Origin of the sequence: Paenibacillus sp. PvR133, from assembly GCF_017833155.1 — a bacterium.
Lineage (GTDB): Bacteria > Bacillota > Bacilli > Paenibacillales > Paenibacillaceae > Paenibacillus > Paenibacillus polymyxa_B.
Genome location: NZ_JAFIBS010000001.1, coordinates 2461029 through 2479277, shown reverse-complemented (window position 1 = coordinate 2479277; position 18249 = coordinate 2461029). Strand labels below are relative to the sequence as shown.

Annotated in this window: 14 protein-coding genes; 5 read left to right on the top strand and 9 right to left on the bottom strand. The window is 47.9% G+C overall.

The genetic code is table 11. The features are described 5' to 3' along the window. Window positions 1–227 precede the first annotated feature (227 nt). A complete protein-coding gene (gene melA, locus JOE49_RS10975; protein WP_068938525.1) occupies window positions 228–1727 on the bottom strand; it encodes an alpha-glucosidase/alpha-galactosidase in 1500 nt (499 codons plus the stop codon). A gap of 263 nt (window positions 1728–1990) precedes the next feature. Between melA and JOE49_RS10970 the strand changes: the two genes are divergently transcribed. The 5 genes from JOE49_RS10970 to JOE49_RS10950 all read left to right on the top strand — a co-directional run bounded on the left by JOE49_RS10970 (window position 1991) and on the right by JOE49_RS10950 (window position 8551). Further along, entirely contained in the window at window positions 1991–2836 is an 846-nt protein-coding gene (locus JOE49_RS10970) for a Cof-type HAD-IIB family hydrolase (protein ID WP_023987289.1), read from the top strand. A gap of 334 nt (window positions 2837–3170) precedes the next feature. Continuing rightward, the gene (locus JOE49_RS10965; protein ID WP_209941096.1) at window positions 3171–4169 is read left to right on the top strand and encodes a sugar-binding protein; all 999 of its coding nucleotides are present in this window, start codon (window positions 3171–3173) and stop codon (window positions 4167–4169) included. Then, a complete protein-coding gene (locus tag JOE49_RS10960; RefSeq protein WP_209941087.1) occupies window positions 4166–5611 on the top strand; it encodes a sensor histidine kinase in 1446 nt (481 codons plus the stop codon). The genes JOE49_RS10965 and JOE49_RS10960 overlap by 4 nt, the downstream gene beginning before the upstream one ends. After that, on the top strand, window positions 5586–6923 hold the full coding sequence (locus JOE49_RS10955) for a response regulator transcription factor (RefSeq protein ID WP_023987285.1): 1338 nt from the start codon (window positions 5586–5588) through the stop codon (window positions 6921–6923). The genes JOE49_RS10960 and JOE49_RS10955 overlap by 26 nt, the downstream gene beginning before the upstream one ends. 227 nt (window positions 6924–7150) lie before the next feature. Then, entirely contained in the window at window positions 7151–8551 is a 1401-nt protein-coding gene (locus JOE49_RS10950) for a sugar porter family MFS transporter (protein WP_209941085.1), read from the top strand. A gap of 109 nt (window positions 8552–8660) precedes the next feature. On the opposite strand, the gene JOE49_RS10945 is transcribed toward JOE49_RS10950, so the two are convergent. From JOE49_RS10945 to JOE49_RS10910, 8 genes are all read right to left on the bottom strand, one after another. Then, window positions 8661–9572, bottom strand: a complete 912-nt coding sequence (locus JOE49_RS10945; RefSeq protein ID WP_160789129.1) for an AraC family transcriptional regulator — start codon at window positions 9570–9572, stop codon at window positions 8661–8663. 149 nt (window positions 9573–9721) lie between these two features. Beyond that, window positions 9722–10381, bottom strand: coding sequence for a TetR/AcrR family transcriptional regulator (locus JOE49_RS10940; protein ID WP_053324767.1), 660 nt, complete (start codon window positions 10379–10381; stop codon window positions 9722–9724). Further along, window positions 10374–11573: an MFS transporter gene (locus tag JOE49_RS10935; protein WP_028543215.1), complete on the bottom strand. Its 1200-nt coding sequence runs from the start codon at window positions 11571–11573 to the stop codon at window positions 10374–10376. The genes JOE49_RS10940 and JOE49_RS10935 overlap by 8 nt, the downstream gene beginning before the upstream one ends. A gap of 143 nt (window positions 11574–11716) precedes the next feature. Beyond that, complete coding sequence (locus tag JOE49_RS10930) at window positions 11717–12373, bottom strand: DJ-1/PfpI family protein (RefSeq protein WP_023987280.1); 657 nt, start codon at window positions 12371–12373, stop codon at window positions 11717–11719. Between the two features lie 188 nt (window positions 12374–12561). Then, complete coding sequence (locus JOE49_RS10925; protein ID WP_209941083.1) at window positions 12562–14400, bottom strand: ABC transporter ATP-binding protein; 1839 nt, start codon at window positions 14398–14400, stop codon at window positions 12562–12564. Next, window positions 14381–16117 carry an ABC transporter ATP-binding protein gene (locus JOE49_RS10920; protein ID WP_209943596.1) on the bottom strand — a complete coding sequence of 579 codons (1737 nt, stop codon included), beginning with the start codon at window positions 16115–16117 and terminating at the stop codon, window positions 14381–14383. Before JOE49_RS10920 ends, JOE49_RS10925 begins: the two co-directional genes overlap by 20 nt. A 244-nt stretch (window positions 16118–16361) precedes the next feature. After that, window positions 16362–17498: a homocitrate synthase/isopropylmalate synthase family protein gene (locus tag JOE49_RS10915; RefSeq protein WP_023987277.1), complete on the bottom strand. Its 1137-nt coding sequence runs from the start codon at window positions 17496–17498 to the stop codon at window positions 16362–16364. After that, window positions 17476–18240 (bottom strand): HesA/MoeB/ThiF family protein, encoded by a 765-nt coding sequence (locus JOE49_RS10910; protein ID WP_209941081.1) that lies wholly within the window; start codon window positions 18238–18240, stop codon window positions 17476–17478. The genes JOE49_RS10915 and JOE49_RS10910 overlap by 23 nt, the downstream gene beginning before the upstream one ends. Window positions 18241–18249 lie beyond the last annotated feature (9 nt).

Genomic DNA, 18249 nt, shown 5'->3' with positions numbered 1-18249 from the left:
GCTATGACAAGCTCTCAGGAGATTTAGGATCGACAGCAAAAGAGCGAATTCAAAAAAAGCAAGACTGTATTCTTTAATTTCCGTCAGCCTAAATCGACAATGATAAACTCCAGAACGCCAACTATGCCAAATCGTTATATCTATCGACAGCAAAAGGGTGTTTTCAGGCCACATGACCGTGAAAACACCCTTTTATTGTTGTGAAGTCAATCTATGCTCTTGTTGTTCTACACTTTTTCGCGATCCTTGCCCTTGTCAGATTGCCCTGCATTTTTATTGGCGGCATCCCGATCCAGCTGCATTTCTTCAACCGTCTTCACCTTAAGTCGCGCTGCTCCCTCATAAGGTCGGGTTGGAATCAGATCGCCTGCAGCCAGACGTTGGCGCGCCTCGGCAATCGCTGCTCCGTATTGCGGCAGCCATGCTTCCTGCGCCACCAGCATTTCATCGACCATCTGCCAAATTTCTTTCGGATTACACACCGCGCCCACTAGCGGATCCATCATAAACGCTTGCCGCAGCAGCTTATCATCTCCGTGTACAGCCGCTTCGACAGCCAAACGCTGGACGGAAATACTTACATTACAGACGGCAGCAAGACCGAGCGGAAGGTCTCCTACATGTGGCATGGAGATACCATTTCGATCCACATATCCAGGCGCTTCAATAATCGCATCGTCCGGCAAATTGGAAATCACACCGTTATTTACGACATTAAAATGCCCCCGGTATACACGTCCGGTTTCTAGACCTTCGATAATGTATGAACCATGCTCTTCACCACGATTTTCCGCCTTGTACTCCAATGGGTCTTCTTTCATCCAGTTGGGGAAATCTGTTTCAAACCAATTACGTCCTTCTGTACATACACGCAGATAGCCGCCTGTTTCTCCGTTGATCCAGCTGCCTAGATCAATCCAGTCCAGAATTTCATTCGGACGCTTCCGGTACCAAGGTACATATTCACTTAGATGGCCATTCGACTCTGTGCTGTAATAGCCAAAACGACGAAGCATGTCGATGCGTACCTTTTCGGTGCGGCTATATTCGGGATGTTTTTCAAAAGCCTCCAGCAGTCCAGCTGTCAGGTCCTTGCCTTCATGTGACGCCTGAATGTACCACGTCTGGTGATTGATTCCGGCGCACACAATGTCCACATCCTGTTTCTCCAGACCATACACCTCAGCAATTTGGTGATGCCCATGCTGGACGCCGTGACATAGACCGATTGTACGCACACCGCTGTATTTGTTGCAGGCCCACGTAATCATCGCCATCGGGTTCGAGTAGTTCAGCAGCAATACATCCGGTGCACTTAGCTCGCGGATATCCTTACAGATGGCCAGCATTTCAGCAATACCACGCTGACCGTACATGATCCCTCCTGCACACAATGTATCGCCCACGCATTGATCCACGCCATATTTCAGCGGAATATCCACATCGGTTGCAAAGCCCTCCAGCCCGCCAACCCGGATGGTACAAATGACGTATTTGGCACCCTTTAGAGCTATCTTTCGGTCCGTAGAGGACTGTATCTGTATGGACAAACCATTCTCACGAATATCCCGCTGGCACAGCTCAGTAACCATATCCAGATTGTGCTGACTGATATCCGTAAAAGCCACTTCAATATCGTTAAATTCCGGCACCGATAACAGATCTCGTAAAATTCCACGGGTAAAACCGATGCTTCCTGCTCCGATAAAAGCTACTTTAAATGACACGGCATTCAACCTCCGGTAATTAGAATTGGTATATACCGTCATTGTAGCAATAGGTCTGCGGAAAGCGTTATCAAAATCATGACCAGTTTCGTATTTAGGTGTCAAAAATCCTAACTTTCGCTTTAGCAGAGGGTTGCCCATTTCCATTTTGCTCCATCCGTTTCTCTCTTTCTATCTAGTGTTTTTTCAGTTCAATATGTACTTTAAGTGCGGTAAATGTAGTAACATAAAAGAAAACATTGGAGAGCAAGGAGCAGCCTAAGATGAACAAAAAGATTATCTTTTTAGATATAGATGGAACGCTAGTGGATGATGATGGTATGATTCCCGAATCTGCAAAAACAGCATGTATCGAAGCGAGAAAGAACGGACATCTGATTTATTTATGCACTGGCCGATCCAAAGCGGAGATTTATGATTTTATCATGGAGGTCGGTTTTGACGGGATCATCGGAGCTGGCGGGGGCTTTGTAGAAATCGAAGGCGAGATGTTATATCACCACAAAGTATCGGATGAAGATGTTAAACATATGGTCGATTACTTTGATGAACATGACTTGGACTTTTATTTGGAATCGAACGGGGGACTGTTTGCGAGTAAAAACTTTTTGCCCCATGTGGAACGGCTTATCTATGGTGATGTGGACAATGATCCCGTAGCCAGAGAAAAAAAAGAACAACGTCCGCATCCGTTTATCACTGGCCTAACTATAGGAGAGGACAACCTGTACCGTAGTGACGTGAACAAAGCATGCTTTTTGGAAAACAAAAATGTTCCTTTCGAACAGATCAAAAAGGAATTTGCAGGGAAATTTGAGGTTATTCAATGTACTGTATCTGCTTTCGGGCAAGACAGCGGCGAGCTAATGGTTCCCGGTATTCACAAAGCCGTAGCTATTGAAAAGCTTATTGAGCATTTGGGAAGATCCCAAGAAGACACCATTGCTATCGGAGATGGGATGAACGATGCTGAAATGATTGAATATTGTGCGCTAGGAATTGCTATGGGAAATGCCAAACCGGGCCTCAAAGCCATTGCAGATGACATTACGGATGCTGTCGATGAAGATGGACTGTTTCACAGCTTTAAAAAGCATGGTCTGATTTAGTGAGGTTATTTTTTTATACTTAAGCCCCTGCAGTAGTTTCTGGACTTAAAAATGTCCTAATTCTACTGGTAGGGGCCTATCTCCAATGCTATCTTTCCACGGAATTCACTTAGTACTTGCTCGGCTTCCATCTCCTCACTACTTGTAAGATGGGCAAACCATTCTTCAAATATCTGTTGTTGCTTACCCTTCAAGATTTCTACTTTGGTCATGTACCTTGATTAAAATATGGAATTCCTCCTCAATAACCGCGCTTATGCTGACGATAGCTGCGTGCGGTTGTTTTGTTGCTGTATAATGAGTGAGTCTGTAAATATTTACAAAGGAGCAAGACATGTCAAACCGTAAATGGACATTTATCCTTATCCCAGTCTTCCTGCTATTTGCCTGGCTGCTCTTCCAGTTCACTCTGTCTTCTTTTCAAATTCACCAATTTGCAGAGTTATTGAAGACGGTTTCTCCAAAAGACGGGGTTTCCGATACAAAAGTCATACTGATATCCCAGGAGTTGGATAATTATTACTGGCGGTCAATCGAACAAGGAGCCCGAAAAGAAGCGGAACAGTACGGTATGCGGCTCGATTATATCGGGCCGGACCGCATTAATCCGTCCGAGCAGGTCAAACTGCTGGATAAAGCGATCGCCAGTAAGGCGGATGCAATTCTGGTTCAAGGGATAAATGATCCAGAGTATCGCCGATTAATCGACAAAGCAGCCGGACTTGGCATCCCAGTCATCACGATCGATACGGATGAACCAGATTCCCGTAGACTAGCTTACGTGGGAACGGATAACGAAGGAGCAGGAAAACGGATGGGCGCGCTGTTAGCGAAAGCCTCTGGAGAGCGTGGCGACATTGGAGTTATGATCAGTAGCGAGCGCGTCGAGAATCAGCGACTCAGGCTTGCTGGATTTCGTTCCGTGATCGGTCGCTATCCCAAGCTCCGCATTGTGGAGATTCGCTCCTCAAATATTTCACGGCTTCAGGCAGCACAGCAAGCTCAGAACATGCTCACCCGGTATCCGCAGATCCGCTACATGGTCGGATTCAGTGCGCTGGACGGCCTTGGCATTCTGGAAGCCTCGGAGCGACGCGGAGCGCGGAATTTGCAGATTTTCGCTTTTGACGATATGGCCGAGACGTTGAAAGCCATCAGAGATTGCAAAATCGAACTGACCATTGTTCAACAGCCAGAGGAAATGGGGGCTAAGTCCATAAAATTACTGAATGATTATCTAAAGGGGAATCCCCCCCAGGAATTAACATACACCAGGATATATGAGATGCATGCGGACACTCCCGACAACATGACCGGAGATGACAGACGATGACGATCAGAACGAAGCTGCTTCTGTTCATCCCTCTTCTAGTTGTGTTCGCCAATATCATCGCTTATTTTGTATTCCAAAGCGGAAAGGTCGTACAACAGAGCTACGATGAAATGCTTGGCCGCATTCTTCTCATCGAGCAAACCTCCGAATCGGCGGAGAGCAACTTAAATCTCCTATATGCCTATCTGCTTAATCCAAGAGGCGATAAGGCTGTGCAGGGCCCGACAGAATACCAATTGATGCAGTTGAAAGGCAGAATTCAGGAAGTCTCCTCCTCGACCGACCCTTCTTTCGCCGAGGAGGACTACGTGAATCTGTTGGCTACATTTCTTAAAGAGAAACAAGCCGCAGTTCTGGATGCAAAGGCACAAGATCCTCAATCGGCTTTTGAACATTATATTGAAGCGGAGAAAACCGTCAGCTATATTCATGAGGAGGGTCAGCAACTGATCGATGATGAACTGGCTTATTACCGGCCAATCATTGAGAACATCCGGAACAAGAATGAGCGAATGAACGGATGGGGAGTGGCGTTGTTCGGCATGAACGCGCTGATGGGGGTTTTGCTTGCAATCTGGGTCTCGCGCAGCATTACTGGCCCTGTCGGCAGACTTGTCGGACTGGCGAAGCGAATCGCCACAGGTGATCTGAATATCAAGCCCCAACCGCGACGGGATGACGAGCTAGGCGTACTGTCGGACGCCATTTCGCAAATGTCCGCCGATTTGAGTATCCTCATCGAGAAGGATAAACAGAGTCTGGAAATGCGGCGGCTTGTGAAGGAACTGGAGCTTCTGGCTCTGCAAAATCAAATTAACCCGCACTTTTTATTTAATACCTTAAATGTGCTCTCCAAGCTGGCGATTCTGGAAGGGGCGGAGAAAACCAGCGACCTGATCGTTTCGCTGTCCAATCTGCTACGGTACAGCCTGCAGAAGCTGGACAAACCCGTAACTCTCCAGGAGGAACTGGATCATATCCGCGAATACGTAACCATCCAGCAGGCGCGCTTCAGGGACAGAATTCGCTTTGATCTTCACTTTGACGCTTCCGTACTTCAGCAGCAAATTCCGGCCCTGACGATCCAGCCATTTATTGAAAACGCTTTTCTTCATGGTGTGGCAGATATGGAAGACGGAGCCATTATCATGTTAACGCTGTCGAGAGCAAACGAAGATGTACAAATTGAAATTTCGGACAACGGAAAGGGCATGACGGAGGAAACCCGACTGTCCGTACTCCATCTTAAAGGCGAAGTCGAAAGCGGCAGTTCAACAGGACTTGGAATGCAAAATGTGTTTAGGCGGCTGCAGTTGTTCTACGGAAAGGAAGGAATGGTTGAAATCAATAGCAATATCGGACGAGGTACTACCATAACAATACGAATTCCAGTCAAGAAGGAGAGTGAGCAGACTGATGTATCGGTTGTTGATCGCGGATGACGAGGCTTTGGAGAGAGAAGGACTGGAATTGACAGTGGAACGGGCGATGCCGGGGATATTCCGGTTTATTCATGCCGGCAACGGCCGCATGGCGATTGAATGTGCGGAAGAGCACCGTCCCCATATTGCCATTCTGGATATCAATATGCCTGGAATCGACGGGCTTGCGGCGCTTCGTGAATTAAAGGAGCGGCTTCCCGATACCCGATTCGTGCTCGTCACTGCCTATGATTATTTTGCCTATGCCCGGGAGGCGCTCTCTTTGGGTGTGAAAGAATATATTCTGAAGCCAGCGAAGCGAGAACTGATCATCGGTACACTGAAACGACTGATTGAAGAAATTGAGTGCGAGAAGCGGGCACGTACGGAAGAATTGGAGCTTAGGCACAAAATCTCACAGCTGATGCCGCTCGCAGAAAATGAGCTGGCTTTAATGCTTATGGTCGACCAGACCGTGGATTCAAGCGCTTCCCAGCTATCGGAATGGCTGGACTTTCCTCTTGATCAGGGAAGCGCCATCATTGCCGCCTTTGACGGATATACGGACGAGCAGGATAAAAAGAAAATTTACGATCATTTCCGAAGCTATGTAAAAATGCATGGCCCGAATGCCATTGTAAGCTCCTTGATCGACCATCATGTAGCCACCTTTTTACGCAAGCCGCCTGTCACCGGCGAAAACGACTGGCGGCAGCTGGTTAAACACCTTGTTCAGCAGCTCTCTGAGCTTGCCCAGCAGCAACTTGGTATAAAGACGGCCATTGGAATCGGATCGCTGCATAGCGGCGAGGAAGGACTTCGCAAGTCCTATTTCGAAGCCGTTTTTGCCTCCACCCTACGCAAGCGGGATGGAGGTTTCTGCCACTTTGACGAACTGAAGTCATCAGAGGCTGGAAACGCTTCTTTGCTTGCCATCAAAGCGGAGAATGGAATGCTTCAGCAGACGTACGTCATGTCAGCACTGCAACGGATACGCGAACAGCGAGAGGTTCAAACACTGACTATGCTGGGTAGGGCGAAAATGTATATCGAGGAACGGTTCAACGATGATCTTTCGCTGGAAGAAGTGGCTGATTTTGTCCATTTGAATCCTCACTACTTCAGCAAAATTTTCAAACAGGAATACGGAGAAACATTTATCGACTTCGTAACCCGGCTGCGGATTGATAAAGCCATCTCTCTGATTAAGGCCGGCAACCTTACTCTTAAGGAAATCAGCTTTGAAGTGGGTTATAAGGACCCGAACTATTTTAGCCGCGTCTTTAAGAAGATAACGGGCGTTCCTCCCACTGAGTTCAAAGGCCAAAAATAGTAGAGATTCATCCATGCCGACTATCGGCATGGATTTTTTTAAGCTCGAATGACAAGGTAATGCTAGGTTCAGCCCCTCTATCTCCGATTCGGGAATCGAAGCCAAAATCGTGCATGAAAAGGTCCGTTTATTGAAGACGATAACCGGCCTTTCTTTTATAAGCGCATGTTATACTTCTCCTCGAAGAACGGAATGAGGTTCCAGAGATCTGGAGGGGAGATGATCATATGGCAGTAATCATCAATAATGAAAGCGCTCAACAGAAAGCGCTTCAATCAGAAAAACCCAATATGCTTTTTGTGACGTTGGTATCCATCGTAGCTGCGCTCGGAGGTATCCTGTTCGGTTTTGATATCGCGGTTGTTTCGGGAGCAGTCGAATTCCTGCAGCAGCGTTTTTCGCTGAGCGAATTTCAGGTTGGTTGGGCGGTGTCAAGTCTGATTGTCGGGAGTGTCACCGGAGCGGCTCTCTCCGGCTACATGAGTGAAAAGATCGGCAGAAAAAAGGTATTACTGGCTGCCGGATTTTTATTCGTCGTCGGCTCGATCTGCTCTGCGCTTCAAGACACGTTCACCGGGTATGTTATCTTTCGCATGATCGGCGGCATTGGCATAGGAATCACTTCCACCGTTTGTCCGGTGTACAACGCGGAGATCGCTCCCGCCAAATACCGAGGCCGTTTGGTTGCTTTAAATCAGTTGGCGATCGTAACAGGGATTTTCCTGGTTTATTTCCAGAATTCGTGGATCGTCAGCATGGGGGATGAAGCCTGGGGTGTCTCAACAGCCTGGCGCTGGATGTTCGGAGTGGGAGCCGTTCCGGGACTGATCTTTATGCTCTTGATGCTCTTCATACCCGAAAGCCCGAGATGGCTTATTAAACAGAATCGGCCTTATGAAGCGCTGCCGATTTTGCTGAAAATTCACGGTGAAGAAGCCGCTAAGCAGGAAGTGCTTGATATCAAGGAATCATTCAAAAATGAGAACAACTCATTGAAACAATTGTTCGCTCCTGGTATTCGAGTCGCTCTCTTTATCGGTGTTATGCTCGCCATTATGCAGCATATTACCGGCATCAATGCCATTTTGTATTACGCGCCGGTTATCTTTAAAGGAATGGGACTCGGTACGGACGCTTCTTTGACCCAAACCATTTGGATCGGGTTGATCAATGTGTTGTTCACCATCGTATCTGTATGGCTGATCGACAAAGCGGGACGAAAAGTCCTGCTGATAATCGGCACCTCGTTGATGACCTGCTGTTTGGTCATTATTGGAGCCGCATTCAAAATGGGTTTGACCACCGGACCGCTCGTACTCATCATGATATTGATCTACGTGGCCTCCTATGCTATATCGCTTGGGCCGATCGTATGGGTTATGATCTCGGAGATCTTTCCGAACCGCATTCGCGGCAAAGCGGTCGCCATCGCTTCGATGGCATTGTGGGCCGGCGATTATCTGGTATCGCAGGCATTCCCTCCTCTGCTGAGTTCAGCCGGCCCGTCCAATACCTTCTGGTTATTCGGAGCCATCTCGTTGTTCGTCGTAGTCTTTATATGGCGCAAGGTTCCCGAAACCAAGGGGAGATCACTTGAACAGATGGAAAATATGTGGCTTGGGAAATGACCCCACTTTAGCTCTCAAGAAGCCCGGACACATGTTATAATGCTTCAAAACACACGCCCTCTGAGTCATACCGACCTTAAATCGGCAATGGTTCAGAGGCTTCTTATTATCAGCTCCCATCCTCCTCCGCATAGTTCCTCACATTGCGCTCTACAGCAGAGCGGTATTCAACAGGCGTCTTGCCTGTGTGCTTTTTGAACAACATATGAAAATACTGCCTGCTGGCCACGCCTACATAATCGGCAATCTCTTGAATGGGAATGTCCGTTTGCTGAAGAAGCATACGGGCCTTGTCCATTCGCAGCATCGTTAAATACGCGGTGAGTGTTAGCCCAGTATGCTTTTTGAAAATACGGTGCAAATAACCTGGGTGCAGATTCACGGCTGCCGCCATGTCCTTAACCACAATATCTCGGTCATAGTTCAGATGGAGAAATTCAATGCATCGTTTGATGTACATATCCGTTTGCTGCGTGTTACTGCGCTCTGCCTCTTCCCGTAGACGTGCAATTCGTACTAGCAATTGCATAAAAAGCATCTCTGCCATTGCACCCGGCTGTTCTTTTCGTTGGTCCAGCTCCAGCACGAGACTTTTCAGCGCATAATATACCTCTTCCGGGTCCGATAGTACCAGATACGGGAACGGACGTGACATGAGAGTCGTGACCTCCTGCTCCTCTGCTGCCATTTGTCGGATAGACGGCCCTACCCTCACTCCCTCCGTAAAACCAAACTCTACATTTAGCATCCGGCACGGTTGTTCTCCTTCCACCACTAGTCGATGAGGTACACCTGCGTCCAGCATAATAAACTCGCCTTTACGCAGCGTGATGCTTTCTTCCACATTCTCTCCCGTTTGTACATCTACCCTGCAAAAGCCGGAAATCATGTACATAATTTCGGTAGAATGATGATCGTGGTAAGACATGGTGTAGTCATGCCATTGCTTGTAATAGTAAGCAAAAAAACGGGGAATATAATCCCCGTCACGCAGCCGTGGCTCAAACAGACTTCCGTTCATCCCCGCACCTCCACAAAAATAGATAAGGCTAACACGACAACGTATCTGCAACCGCTCTATTTTCACAGTTTAACAGACTGAGTCCTGTACTTCTATTTCACTCCATCGGACGATCTGAAATCCTTTGGAATACGGCAGGCGACTCTTGCCTAAAAGGTTGGGGATTTATCACTTTTTGGACTTAAATACTGAATCAACATTCCCGCAAATCGGTTAGCAATTTCTATATCATCAAGTTCGTTATTCCAATCGTCCTTGGACGTCAGACTCATTTTCTGGAGTATACCCATCATAGACGTGAAGATAAAATGAGCGGTCTTCAAGGGTTCTGTGTCGGACTTTAATGATCCATCTTGGAATCCAACTTCCAGAGCATCCATCAGGAAATGTCGTTCCTTTTCCCGGCTAACAAAATTTTTGTACTGTTCTTTGAGTTCTTGATTTGAATCATAAGCTTCGTAATGCAGATCGAATAGAAGAATAAACTTGATGTATTCTGGATGTTGCCGAGCGTAATCAATCCATGCATCAAGCATCGAAGTAAGCATCTCCTTACCGCTCATTTCGGCTGAAGGTGCCCTTCTAACAAATTCGGTCATGCTCTCAAGGATTTCCATCTGAACCTCAAAGATCAGTTCGTTCATGGACTGAAAGTGCTTATAGAATGTGACCCGACTTACACCAGCCACGTTGCATACATCCTTAATATTAACTTTGAGAAAGCTTTGCTTCATAAAAAGTTCCTTGGCAGCCGCAATGAGTTCTTCCCGATTTTTGTTTTTCAAATTCTGGTGCCAGTTCTCAGTCATTAACAACCATCCGTTTCTCATTTTTCGATTTTTGTAAGGTTAAGAAAAGGGCAGATGCAAGGATAAGTGCACCAAAAATATAAGGAATATGAATGTGTTTGTCAAACATCAAACCCGCTAAAATGGGTCCCAATATATTGCCTAGGCTGGTATACGTCGTATTCAATCCGGCGGCATATCCTTGACGATCACCAGCTGAGTTCGCGATCATTGTACTTACGGTTGGCCTTAGGAAGGCATTAAAAGCAAAAAACAGCGCCGATACCGCCAGCAGATAACCTAAATTGATCTTAATTATCATTAACAGTAAAGCGATGGCTGTCATGATCAAAGAAAGACGTATAAGCTTCATCTCACCAAGTCTCTTGATGAGATAATCAAGTAGCCATATCTGTACTACGATGCCTATAATTGCACCAACCGTAATGATCATTGAGATTTTAGTGGCATCAAAACCATATTTTCGTTCCACAAAAAGAGCATACACCGTTTCATAATTCATCAAACCTAATGTCATGATCAGAATGAGGAGAAGATAACGAAAATAGGATGTCCGAAATGAATTTAGGATTTGGTTGCGAATTGGCTCCCGGCGGACCCATTGGCTAGCGGGTTTTCGTTTTTCCTTAGGTAGTGTCTCTGGCATATACAAGCTAAGCAGCGTAGCTACAAGTCCAAGTCCACCAGCAAAAAAATAGGGCACCCTTATGCCAAACTCAGCGATCATACCGCCTAACCCCGGACCAAGCACCATACCCAAATTCATGGAGGCACCCAAGTATCCCATTCCTTTTGCTCGGGTTTCAGAAGTGGTAATATCAGCGACGTAGGCCATATTGGAAGGAACCATTAATCCAATACCTATCCCCCCGATAAATCGGGCTATATATAGAAGAGGCAATGTCGTAGAAACAGCAAACATTAGATCCGAGATGACGGTTAAAAACAGACCGGTGATGATCATGGATTTCCGACCCCATCTATCCGAAAGCTGCCCACCTAGGGGCGAAAAAATAAACTGTGCTGCTCCAAAAGCGGCAATAAGATACCCCGCAGCAGCTCCTGCCGCATTAAATTGTTTCAGATATTCAGGCAGAATGGGAATCACCATACCTTGACCCAATAAAGCAATAAACAAATTCAGCATCAGAATGAAAAGTGGAAATGTAGCAGACTTAGGTAAGCTGCTCATGTTTGTAACCCCCTTCAACCATTTACACTATGTAATCCTTTACTGTGTGTAAACTATATTAGTTGAAATAGGGACCCTTGTAAATAAAATTACACACCTATTAAGCCAAGCTAATACCGGAAAGAGATCTTGTTATTCTTGAGTTACACATTAGGCTCCTGTTTTGCAAACTCTTGTAACATACCTCTTATTTGTTCTACCAATATAGCAGGTGCTTTCTTTGGTGAACCCGTGTCAAACGGAGGCTGAGGATCGTATTCCAAAATCAGCTGAACTCCTTTACTCATATCTTCTCCCAATTCCCATGCCAATAGCTGGAGTGCCATATCAATACCAGAGGAGACACCGGCTGCTGTAACGATTTTGCCCTGACGAACCACTCTCTCATCTGTTGGAATGGCTCCAAGAGATTGGAGCAGGTCTAAGGAACCCCAATGACTGGTGGCTACGGTTCCATTTAACAAGCCTGCGGCGCTCAAAATCAAAGAGCCGTTACAAACCGACGTGGTCCATTTCGTAGTTTCATGTATTTGGCGAATCCAATTTAACGTTTCTTCGTCATTCATTGGAGTTTTATAATTTGGCGGACTGCAACCTGGAACAACAAGAATATCAGCTGAACTAACTTCAGAAAAACTGTAATCGGCATGCAAATAACCCATATTTGAGTCCAGCTTGATTAACCCTTTTTTCTTAGCGACAAACTTCACTTCACATTTCAGTGTAGCAGCAAATACATCGTATGGACCCATTGCATCTAATGCCGTAATTCCATCGAAAAGCATGATTGCGATTTTCATGATGATCTCTCCTTTGAAGTGGGATTTTATTCTTGCACATCCATACTAACATACATATACGGGGTATGGGTATATTCGATGATGTAAACCTTTAATAGTAGGTACCTGTAAAAAGGCATACTTAAAAAGGGCCACCCCCGAGGTAGTCCTTTTAAGTATGCCTGTAAATCTGTAGATCGCGAGCCTGCTTAAAAGCTTTGCTTACTCAATTGACCATAATATAAATTACTGTAAAAGCCTTTGTGAGCCAGCAGTTCATCATGAGAACCCTGCTCCTCCAAACGGCCATCCTTTAAGACCAGAATCCGATCAGCCTGACGAATGGTATTCAGCCGATGCGCGATGACGAAACTTGTTCGACCCTGCATAAGCCGCTCCAGTCCTTCTTGTATCTTCATCTCGGTAATGGTGTCGATGCTGCTTGTTGCCTCGTCGAGTACAAGGATGGAAGGGTTGGCCAAAATAGCACGGGCAATAGCCAACAGTTGTTTTTGCCCTTGACTGATGCCACTGCCGTTCGCTTCCAGCACCTTGTCGTATCCGTCCTTCATCCGCATGATAAAGGAATGGGCGTTGGCCAGTTTCGATGCTTGTTCAACCTCCTCATCGGTGGCGTCCAGTCTGCCGAAGCGGATATTTTCACGAATCGTCCCCTGAAACAGGAAGGAGTCCTGTAGCACAAATGCCATGCGGGAGCGCAAGCTTTCACGCTGTATGGTGGTGATATCGCGCCCGTCCACCGTAATCATTCCCTGGTCGGGGCTATAAAATCTGGAGAGGAGCTGGATCAGTGTCGTTTTTCCTGCCCCGGTCGGGCCGACTAGTGCGATCATTTCACCAGGTTTGGCTTCAAAAGAGATACCTTCCAGCGTAGCGCTTCCCTCATCATAACCGAAGGAAACATCCGTAAACCGCACCGCCCCCTCCACATGCTCTACCTCCACTGCGCCGCGTTCATCCTTGGACTCTTCATCTTCATCCAATATTTCAAATACTCGTTCAGCTCCGGCAATAGCGGACAGCAGGGTGTTCCACTGGTTAGCCAAATCATTCAACGGTCTGGTGAACTGGCGGGCATATTCTACGAATACAATAATTGTACCTATAGTGATGGAGCCGCGAATGGCCAAAATCCCACCGATCCCCGCTACAATAGCAAAGCTGAGATTATTCAGTCCGTTCATCAGCTTCGGTATAAAGCCTGAAATCGTTTGTGCCCAGAAGCCCGATAGCCGAATACGGTCATTACGCTCGCCAAAACCACGGATGACTCTCTTTTCCTGCGAAAATGCTTTAATAATCTGCTGCCCAGACAGTGTTTCTTCGATGTATCCGTTCAGTTCGCCTAAATTCTTCTGGCGTTCCTTATATAAGGGCCCGGTGCGACGTGTAATCCAGCGCATCCCGGCAGCCATTAGCGGCACCACGATAAAGGTCAGCAGGGTCATCAGCGGGCTTAACCACAGCATCACCGTGAGTGTACCGATTAACGTCAATATACTCGAAAAAATCTGAATGGCGGAACTGTTAAGCGTAGAACTGACATTTTCGATATCATTGGTCAGACGGCTCATAATCTCTCCCTGCTGACGTTTGCCGTAGAAAGGAATCGGTAGTCGATGCAAATGTGAAAACAGATCGAAACGCATGCGGTACACCGTCTCTTGGGCAATCTCAATCATCCAGATATTTTGCAACCAGGAGGTCAGCGAGTTGAGCAGATATACAGCTCCTAATCCGATGAGAAAATAAATCCACGTGCGTCCACCCGGACCTTCGAGAAAATCATCCACCGCTACGCCGACCAGATATGGACCCAGCAAAGCCAGCCCGGAGCTGAGCAGTACCATGAACAGCACCAGCATCAGTTTGGCCTTACGGCGGGCCAAATAAGCCCATATCCGTCCTAACGTGCCAGACCAGTTCTTCGCTTTGGCCTTGCGGCGTCCTTCCGCTCCCACCGGATTTCGCAGCACACCGGACGGCGGTGTAGGCTGACGGAACGGTTCAATGAGTTCCTTGAACATGCGACTCCTCCTTTCCGTATTGTGATTCATAGATACGCCGATACAGATCCGAGCTATCCATGAGATGCTCATGACTTCCACTTGCCATCAGGCGACCCTCATCCAGCAGTAAAATCTGATCTGCTGAGGCCGTCGAGCTGATTTTTTGCGTAATGAGAAATGTCGTGCAGGACAGGCCATCGAGTGCATTCAGTAGTGCTGCTTCTGTCCCTACATCCAATGCACTTGTGCTGTCGTCCAAAATCAGCACTGTCGGCTGGCGCACCAGTGCGCGGGCAATCGAAAGCCGCTGTTTCTGTCCGCCAGACAGATTGACGCCACGCTGCCCGAGCATCGTGTCATAGCCTTGCGGCAAGCGTTCAATCATATTATGGATTTGCGCCATCCGTGCAGCTTCCTTAATTTGCTCCAGGCTGGCATTCTCCAGCCCCCAAGCAATATTATCCCGAATCGAGCCGGTGAATAGCAGTACCTCCTGAGGCACATAGCCAATAGCCTCTCGCAATATGGACGCATCCAGTTCACGAGCATCCTTTCCGTCAAAGCGCACATAACCTTCATCTTCTTCATACAGACGCGTAATCAACTGCACAAGTGAGGATTTGCCCGAGCCAGTGGCCCCCATAATAGCTATCCGCTCGCCTGATCGCGCCTTAAAAGATATATCCTTTAGGACAGCCAAATCACTGCCCGGATAATGAAAGCTCACCCGGTCCATTTCCACCTGTCCCTCAATTCGTATATGATGCGTTGAAACAGGCTCCAGCTCTTGCTCATCTTCATTAGATGTTTCCAATACCTCTCGAATCCGCCCCGTAGATGCAGTTGCCCGGGAAAATACAACAACGATACCTGATAAGGCAGACAAGGCTCCAATTGTCCGCAGTGAATAATTGACGACTGCGACCACCTGTCCTACACTGGCATCCCCAGTGGAAATTTGGCCGCGTCCGAACCAAAGTACTGCAATAATCCCTGCATTCATCGTAAACAAAATGAACGGCATCGTCGTTTCTGTCCAGCGTAGAGCGGACACCGTCCCTTTCATCAACTCGCCTCCGTAATGGGCAAAACGTTCGATTTCATGCCGCATCCGCACAAAAACCCGGATGAGACGGATACCTGTCAGATTCTCCTGAATCACTCCGTTAACGTCATCCAAGCGTCGCTGGACACCTTTAAACAAAGTGACCGTCCTCCGCATCATCACCAACACAAACACGAACAGCACTGGGGCCATAACCGCCAATAGCAGCCCAAGCCTGAAATGTACAACCAGTGCCATCACAATACTGCCGATGACTACAAGCGGAACCCGTGTCATAAACCGCAGGCTCATAAACACCGTATCCTGTACTTGCGTGACATCCCCGGTCAGGCGCGTAATCAGCGACGAAGTGGCAAAACGTTTAAACACAGGATACGAAAAGGATTGCACTTTACGGTACAGCTTTTCCCGCAAATCATAGCCGAAGCCCTGACTTGCATGTGAAGCAAAAAAAGAGCTGGATATCCCCGCCATAAAAGCGATAACGGCACTCCCCACCAATACACTGCCCCATAACCAGACGACGGACAAATCCTGCTGTCGGATGCCCTCATCAATGATTTTAGAGATCAAATATGGCTGTGATAGCTCTACCGTCAATTCCAGCAACATCATCACAAGCGCTGCGATGGCTGGAACCCGATATTTTTTTAGAAAAGAAAACATCATTCCCACAAGCATTCCTCCAATTGCCCATAGCCGTCCTTCCAGATCAGCGTGTAATGGTTATAAGATTCGAACCTGTCTGCTGTAAAACCATATATACGCACTTTATACAGCACTATATTTTATTATACCCTTCTGAACGGCTTCGTTTAACCAGCAAATTGGAGACTCCGGTTGTGAAATTAAAAGATATGCAAGAAAGCGTTCCAGTCACGGTCACACTCACCGGACGGGAACGCTTTTTCGGTTATTTCGGCAGCTCTGCCGGATAATACTGCAGCCAGCGCCTTAAATCCGCGCTATGAATGACACGCTTGGGATCTTCACCGACTAGGCGAAGTCGCTCCAGCAGGAACTTGATTTCACCGGAGCCTGCCTCGATTCCTTCCTGCTCCAGCATATATTGAACTGCACTTCTGCCCGAATGCTTGCCGAGTACAAACGAATGGTCAGCGCCCAGCTCGGTCGGATCAAGGGCCTGATAGGCGGCGCGCTCCTTTAGCAGACCGTTGATATGTATGCCGGATTCATGGGCGAATACCATGTCTCCCACAATTGGCTTACCTTCGGGAATGATTCGGTTGGAGGCTTTGGACACCAGTGCAGCCAGCGGGTTCAGCAGTTCGGGACGGACACTGCAGGTTCCTTGATATAGGTCCCTCCACGACATCACCACTTCCTCCAGCGCCGTATTACCTGCCCTTTCCCCAAGGCCCGACACTGTGGTACTGGCCCAGACAGCTCCCGCCTGCAAAGCTGCCAAAGTATTGGCAAGCGCTAGGCCATAATCATTATGACAGTGAATCTCAAGCTCCACATCCTGCGGCACACGCGATACAAATCTTTCTATACGGGCAGCTATGGCAGCGGGATGGTGAACGGACAGCGTGTCGGCATATCTGAAGCGCCGGATACCATCCCTATAGAGCTGATTCGCCAACTGCTCAAGGAACAGGTCATCTGCCCTTGAAGCATCCTCAAAGCCTACGGAAACAGTCAATCCTTTACACAGACCGTAATCGACAGACTTGCGGATCAGCTCAGTCACCTGCTCAGGGTTCATACCCAGCTTGGCCTTCATCTGCACCGTCGACACGGGAACCGAAATATGGGCCCAGCCGACACCTGTCGATTCAGCTGCATCAATATCCGTGAACACCGCGCGATTCCAGGTCATTAGCTTCATCTGAAGTCCGAGAGCAGCAATCCTGGCAATAGACCTGCACTCCGCCTCTCCCATTGCCGGAATTCCGATCTCAGCCTGCTCCACCCCCGCCGAGTCCAGCATGATGGCAATTTCAGTTTTCTCCTCGGCCGAAAAGGCAACGCCCGGAGCCTGTTCTCCGTCACGAAGTGTCGTATCACAAATATGCAATCGACTCATCTGTATTCCCTCCCGTTCCGCAGCACGGACAACGCGGATTGCGTTTGACCGCTATGGTGCAGCTGCTCATATCCAGCACATTCATTCGGTACATGCGGTCAGTGAACAGATTGCCCGCATCTGTAATCCATTTGACCGCTTCCAGTGCAGCCATACAGCCAATCAAGCCGGAGGTGGCTCCCAGGACCGGGAATCCCAGAGGCTCCCAAGGCTGTCCGCCTTCTGGGTAGAGACATTCCAGGCACGCCGTCCTACCGGGATCAATGGTCATCAATGATACTTCATAGGCGTACATGGCCGCCTCTATCATCGGTCTGCCATGTCGAACACATAGTCTGTTCAGCGCATATCTTTCCGGAAAGTCATATCGTGCATCAATCACGATATCTGCCGCTTCTACCCATGGTCGAGAGGATTCTTCCGTGATTCTGTCGGCGTGGCCCTCAAGCTGGGTCTCCGGATTGATACGATGCAAATGCTGCAATGCCGTTTCTATCCGTTCCTCCCCGATTCGTCCGCTGTCCATCAGCACCTGCCGGTTCATATCGGGCAGATGGATTACGCCCTCATGGGCCAATATCAGCTTTCCCACTCCAGCAGCGGCCAGGTACATGGCCGCTGTCCCTCCCAATCCTCCGATGCCTGCAACCATAACAGTAGCCTGCTTTAGCCTGTTCTGACCTTCCACTCCCAGCAGCTTCAACTGGCGTCCGTATCTACTGTCTTCCAGCAGCTGTACCATTCGTCCACC